Origin of the sequence: Psychrobacter sp. UBA2514 (assembly GCF_002341255.1) — a bacterium.
In the GTDB taxonomy this organism is placed as follows: Bacteria; Pseudomonadota; Gammaproteobacteria; order Pseudomonadales; family Moraxellaceae; genus Psychrobacter; species Psychrobacter pacificensis.
Map to the genome: position 1 here is coordinate 1,007 of NZ_DDNS01000002.1, position 615 is coordinate 1,621.

Below are 615 nucleotides of genomic sequence, written 5' to 3' on the forward strand. Positions count from 1 at the left end.
AGCTCAAGCTGATGCGCCTGCTGTGACCGAAAATAACAAGCCTGCCGCAAAAGACAAATCACCTGCAATAGACGCTAATACTGTTGCCGAGCAAACGGATTATATTGGTATTGAAGACTTTGCTAAGGTTGAGATGAAAGTCGCTAAAGTGCTTGAGTGCAATCACGTAGAAGGCGCGGACAAGCTGCTACAGTTCACACTAGATGTTGGTGAAGAAAAGCCACGTAACGTGTTTAGCGGCATTCGTAAGTTCTATGAGCCTGAGCAACTGACGGGTAAGAAAGTCATTTGCGTGACCAACCTTGCCCCGCGAAAGATGAAATTTGGTATCTCTGAGGGCATGATTTTGTCATCAGGCGATCCAAAAACTCAGCTAACGGTCGTTACGCTACCTGATAACTGTGTCATTGGTGATGTACTCGCATAAAAATATTAACTTAAGTAGTGGTGTAAGTGATAATTAAAGAAAGAACGAAAAAAACGGTCTAAATAGACCGTTTTTTTATGGCTGACTTAAAAGATTAAAGTGCGCTGTTATCTACTCAAAACATCAATAATTTCCAACGTGTTATTAATTACTGTCACAATCTTATTGTCTGGCGTACGGATACGTAC

1 protein-coding gene is annotated in these 615 nt (G+C 41.5%); it reads left to right on the forward strand.

Annotated elements, in window-relative coordinates; all coding sequences use genetic code 11:
- Nucleotides 1-427: methionine--tRNA ligase subunit beta (gene metG, locus B3V51_RS00050; RefSeq protein WP_286707736.1), on the forward strand; the 427-nt coding region annotated here is incomplete at its 5' end.
- Between the last annotated feature and the right edge of the window lie 188 nt (nt 428-615).